General features: G+C 39.4%; 4 protein-coding genes. All 4 read right to left on the bottom strand.

The features are described 5' to 3' along the window. The coding region (locus ASU31_RS26945) for a beta strand repeat-containing protein (RefSeq protein WP_245224626.1) at nt 1-1,688 on the bottom strand (1,688 nt) is incomplete at its 3' end. 105 nt (nt 1,689-1,793) lie between these two features. Further along, a complete protein-coding gene (locus tag ASU31_RS26940; protein WP_157258364.1) occupies nt 1,794-4,547 on the bottom strand; it encodes an Ig-like domain-containing protein in 2,754 nt (917 codons plus the stop codon). Nucleotides 4,548-5,068: 521 nt separating this feature from the next. After that, the gene (locus ASU31_RS26935; RefSeq protein ID WP_057935324.1) at nt 5,069-5,683 is read right to left on the bottom strand and encodes a Crp/Fnr family transcriptional regulator; all 615 of its coding nucleotides are present in this window, start codon (nt 5,681-5,683) and stop codon (nt 5,069-5,071) included. A gap of 115 nt (nt 5,684-5,798) precedes the next feature. Continuing rightward, a partial coding sequence (locus tag ASU31_RS26930; RefSeq protein WP_157258361.1) for a DUF2400 family protein occupies nt 5,799-6,062 on the bottom strand: 264 nt, incomplete at its 5' end.

The raw sequence follows: 6,062 nt of genomic DNA, 5'->3' as shown, positions 1-6,062 counted from the left end.
GTGATCGTATAAGTCAAAGTATAAATACCAGCAGGTGTATTTGCTGCAACACTTACTGCTCCCGTTGCTGGGTCAAGTGTTACCTTGCCATTGCTGTCGTTTGTACCGTTGGTAATGATGACATCAGCCAAAGTTGGAGCGGTTGAAGTTCCGTTGTAAGTATCGTTCGAAAGTACGTTTGCTACTGCTGTCCCTCCTGTTACCGAGTTGGCAGTACCTGAATCATCTTTCGCCAATAAAGCTCCAGATGCTACCGTTACTTTTACCGTTGCAGTAGAAGTTTTAGAAGCATCCAGTTTATCGGTGATCGTATAAGTTAAAGTGTAAATGCCAGCAGGTGTATTTGCGGCAACACTTACTGCTCCCGTTGCTGGATCAAGTGTTACCTTGCCATTGCTGTCGTTTGTACCGTTGGTGATGGTGACATTAGATAAGTTTGCTTGTGCACCACCATTGTAGTTATCGTTGCCCAGAACATTCGTTACTGCCGTTCCGCCAGTAACACTATTGGCACTTCCGTTATTATCAGCAGCTAATATTACCCCTGTAACCAAATGAATAGTAACGGTCGCTTCTTTTATATTTCCAGGATTTGCTTTATCTTCAATCTGATAAACCAATGTATAAGTTCCAACAGGGGTACCCGGAAGAACATTCACTTTTCCCGTAGCAGGATCAATAGATATGTTAGGGTTTGAACTCGAAATCTGACTGATGGTTACATTAGCTAAAGTAGCCTGATTACCATTCAGCTTGTCGTTAACCAAAACATTGTTTACTGCAATACCACCTGTTACGGCATTTAAAGTTCCTTCATCATCAACAGCATAAACTCCAGTATTGGTTACCGTTGGTGTATTGTTACCCTCAGTCGTTCCCGAAATATCAGAAACATTGCCATTTAACGGATCTTTACCATTAACTGTAGCCGTATTGCTAACTGATCCAGTAACCTTCTCCGTGGCAGAAATTGCATATGACGCCGTAGCAGTTGTGTTTGCTCCTGGTATCAATGTGCTATTTGCTAACGTAATTGGTCCTGTAACTTTACTATCGGTTACAACTAAGTTATTCAAGGTAACGTTACCGGTGTTTTTAACAGTAAATAGGTAACTGATCGAGTTACCATTAATGTTTAATGTTCCTGTTTTTACCAAAGTAACTGCCGGACTTAAAGCAATGTTAACATTAGCTGTTGCTGTCTTTGCTGTCGGCAGTTCGGTAGTATTAACACTCGCTGTATTGGTAATCTTTCCAGCGTTATTGGCTGGATTACCATTACTATTTAAATCTGATTGAAGTACAGTATAAGATCCATTGTAAGTCCAGGTTTCGCCTTTTTCTAAAATATTATCCGAATTTCCAGTCTTTATGGGATTACTTAAGTTGCCACCCAGCAACGGATCGTTAACAACCACATTATTTTGACTAGCGTTTCCGGTATTAGCAACTACAATGGTATAAGCAATCACGTTCCCAGCCTTATTTACCGAAGTAACATTAGCAGATTTTGTGATTGATATCGACGAACAAACAGGAACAGAAACCGTTACCGTAAATGTATTACCAACACAGCCACCTGTCACAGTCGCTTTTGGTGTTACAGTATACACGATTGTTTGGGAACTATTACTCGTATTGATTAAGCTTTGAGTGATTGTATTACCCGATCCATTCGCTGCACCTATTATATTCGCATTTGAATTTACTGTCCAAGTGAATGACGCAGGAACCGAATTTCCTCCATTAACCGTATTATTGATATTTGATGTTTGAATATCATAGCTAAAGCTTCAAATTTCGCAGAAAGTCTGGTTGCTTGCAGTTGGTGCTGGTGTAGCCGTAATCGTTACTGTGATCTGTGCACGCGTTACACTTTCGCAATTGTTCAAAGTCTGACTGGCATAATAAGTTCCGTTGGTCAAAGCTGTAGTTGAAGCCAAAGCAGTTCCACCGGTTGAAGAGGCATACCACTTAACAGAAGTGCCTGTTGCAGCTAAATTGGCAACGGTCGCATTGGAAATTTCGCAGAAAGTCTGGTTGCTTGCAGTTGGCGCTGTTGTAGCCGTAATCGTTACCGTGATCGAAGCACGCGTTGCACTTTCGCAATTGTTTAAAGTCTGACTGGCATAATAAGTTCCGTTGGTCAAAGCTGTAGTTGAAGCCAAAGCAGTTCCACCGGTTGAAGAGGTATACCACTTAACTCCTGTTCCCGCTACAGCTAAGTTGGCAACGGTCGCATTGGAAATTTCGCAGAAAGTCTGGTTGCTTGCAGTTGGTGCTGGTGTAGCCGTGATCGTAACAGTACCACTTAATGAAACAGCTAAGCATGGAGATGCTTGCCCTACCGTACTTACGCTAAATGTGCCACCAGAAGTTGGCGTTCCACTAATTGTGAGCACTTTACCTGCTTTTGAAGTTATCAATCCTGTAGGCAGGTTATCCACTACCACATCGGTAGCCGAACCAGACCAGGTATAAATTATCGGAGTAATCGGACTACCGGTACAAACAGTTTGACTGCTTGCCCCTCCACCTGCTGTTAAACCAGCAGAAGGATTAACCGTTATAGTACTTGTAGCAGTAATGGCTACACATGGACTGAGCTGACCAATAGTGCTTACAGAATATGTACCTCCAGAAGTAGGTACTCCGCTTATGGTTAAAACTTTTGTAGTCGAATTTTTGCTGGCGATTAATCCTGCCGGCAAAGCAGTATAATTTACATCCGTGGCAGCACCACCCCAGCTAAATGTAATCGGTGTAATTGCACCACCGGTACAGGTAGCCTGGTCAATACTGCCACCCACAGCTAATGTTGCAATTGGGTTAATGCTAATTGTTCCTGAAACGCTTGCAGCGCCACAAGGAGAAGATTGTCCAGTGGTGGTAACGGTATAAGATCCTCCAGCAGTTGGTGTTCCACTTATGGTTAAAATTTTTCCACTTTTAGAAATAGATAATCCAGCCGGAAGATTAGTAACAGTTACATCTGTAGCACTCCCCCCCCATGTAAAAGTGGTTGATGCAATTGGCGATCCTGCACAAACAGTTTGCGTGGCGTTGCCGCCTGCAACTAAGGTTGGAGCTTGATTTACGGTAATATTATAGGGAGTTGATTTTGGTCCATTTGAACCGTAAGCTATTGCCGTTATAGTTGCGGAACCATAATAATCAGCTGCCCATGTAACTGTTGCTGTTGCCGTACCAACATTGGCATTGTTTGCCATTGCAGAAGTAGATACCGTACCTGCATTATTAGGACTGATGGCAAAAGCCATGGAAGTTGCAAAAGCAGAACTCGCAGTATAAGTTGTATTTCCTGTACCCTGACACCTCAAATTCACTCCTGAACTAAATACAGGCTCAACAACATTAGGAGAAATATTGATGGTAACAATAGCATCATCACAAGTAATTGTTCCGTTTATATTAGTACAAATAGTGTAAGTAAAAGAGTCTTGCCCGTAGTAACCTGCATTTGGCGTATAGGTTATCGTTCCATTCGCCTGTTTAACTATTGTTCCATGTGCCGAAGCGGTTGGTACCGTATAAGAAGAAAGAGCCGCCTGATTGTTTGGCTGATCATTAGCCAGTATACTGAAATTGATCGGCGTATTCAATGTAGTACCCGCTTGGTCATCATTTGCCGTTACCAAGCTAATAAACTTGGTATTAAAGGCAATAAAAGCCGGATCACTACTACCACCCAGTTTATATCTTAAAACAAGCGGTTGCAAGTAATTACCAGAATTTATCCCGAAAGCACTGGCATCAGCAGCCCAAATTCGAATTGGCCTTTCTGTTTTTATAAAACCAGGTTGAATTATCCCTGTATTAGGATCATAAAAATCTGGCAACCATGTCCCGATTGATTGAATTGCAGATTGATCTATACTAATTTTATTACCGACTAAATTTCCATTTCCATCTTCAAAATATACCTGATCCAATGCCCCAGTTGCTTGTGCAACCTGTGTAATTAAGATATCCGGCACCCCATCTCCAATTTGAGAATCATCAGTAATTGCGCCAAAATTAAAACTTAAAGGAGCAGCCGTAGCTGGAATATTAGTAATACAAGATCCCATATCCAATCCCCTTATACCTCTTGTAAGAATCTGAGCTACTGTTACCGGTACCGAATACGGGTAAACTCCTCCATTATCCACCCCATCTTCTAACTGTCCAAGACCTATAAAATTTGAAGCAGTACCAGGGAGAGGAATATTCTTAACTGGGAAGGCCTGATAAGACCCTGGTGTAAATGTTACAAGTTTCGAGGTAAGTAATGCATCATTTACACCTGTTGAATAATTTATGTTGTTAAAAGTGAAACCCAGTAAATTATTTTTATTGTCTGGCCAAATGGGATTTATTGAACCTTGTTTTGATGACCAATAACCTTTGTAATCAGTAAATAGACCAGTAACATTAAATTGAGCTGAAACACGACTAATTCCTAATACAAGAAGAAATAAAGCAAGAAAAAATATCTTGATAAAAGACATGTTTTTAAAGAGAAAGCGTTGTATAATTTTATTCATTTTCCATTTTGAAAATAAGGGTAATCACTGCATATAAAGAACCTCATCCCATGAGCACAAAATCTTCCTAAAAAGTTATTTTTCAATAAAAAACTCTCTTTATAGGATGCAGCAAAAACAGCGTTTATACGCTGATTATAAAACACTTTTGAAGAGATAGAGACTATTTTAAAATGCCTTTTTTAAGGGCCGCAAAAGTATGTTATTTTTCACACTACTGCAAGTACCAAAAAACCACAACATTGCCGACTGTTCCTGCACTTAAGACATTAAAAACTGTATTACCAATACTACAAAGCAAACAAAAAGAGAAACTAACTATTACTATGCCCGTATACAACAACCAGTAAACGAAATATTTTTTTGATATTAATCAACAACAATATTATAACATGCAGTATTTATACTACAGATTAAAACCAAAAATGTTGTTTTTAGCCAAAAGAAAAACGGGATTAAGATCTGTTAAAATCCTAAACCCGTTACCTTAAAAAACAAGAAAATAAATCGAATTAAAAGAATTAAATCTTAGCCCTGATTCTACTCAATGTTTCGAGCCTGATGGCTAAAAAAGAAGCAATGTGTTTTAAAGAAACCCGGTTAATTAAATCAGGGAATGAAAGCAAAAACCGTTTGTATCTTTTTTCGGCTGAAGAAATCCGGCACAGGTAAGCACGTTCCTCTGCCGAACGGTAATATAACTCCATCATCTTTCTGCCAACAATATTGGCTTCAGGAAAATTTTCGTAAAGGTATTCCGATAATACGTGTGGGATAGCAACTAAATCTACATCTTCTAATGCCTGTAAATACTCATCCGAATCTCCATCTATCCACAAATTACGTATGGTACCTACAACTTCATTCTCTTTGGCAATCCATGTCGTAATCTCATTATCTCCATCCTTAATAAACCCCCTAACTACACCTTTAACAATTAAAAAAAGGAACTTATTACGGTCTACAGGTGAAACAAGGTATTTATTTTTTTTGTAGCTGATCGGAAAGGTATGCTGGTTAATCCGCTTTTCTATTTCATCATTAAGCGGGTGGAATTTCTTAAAAATTGAGACTAGAGGAGAAAAATTATTATATTTTTTCCACCTATCTTCATCAGATAAATTAACTGCGATCATAGCGAAACATTGGATAGACACAATCCTGCTAAACCGAAGCAGGATCACTACGTAAGTATAGGAAGATTGAATTGAAAAAAGAACTTTTTTTTGACTTTTCTCAATTTCTCAAACTTTAAAGCAATTTTTCTACTCCTAATCCAAATAATGCAAAATCATACTTCACCGGATCTGAGGGATCGAACTGCTTCAAGTTGTTAGTTAATTCAATTGCAGTTAGCCAATCAGTCTGCTTTCTATTAATCAGTCCAAGCAACCGTCCCACCCGATCAACATGCACATCGCAAGGACAGATTAGATCTTTTGGCTGAAGTGTATCCCAGATACCGAAATCAACACCCTTTTGATCTACCCTAACCATCCACCGCAAAAACATATT

The organism is Pedobacter ginsenosidimutans, from assembly GCF_001442625.1.
In the GTDB taxonomy this organism is placed as follows: Bacteria; Bacteroidota; Bacteroidia; order Sphingobacteriales; family Sphingobacteriaceae; genus Pedobacter; species Pedobacter ginsenosidimutans.
This window is presented reverse-complemented; position numbering and strand designations above follow the sequence as displayed.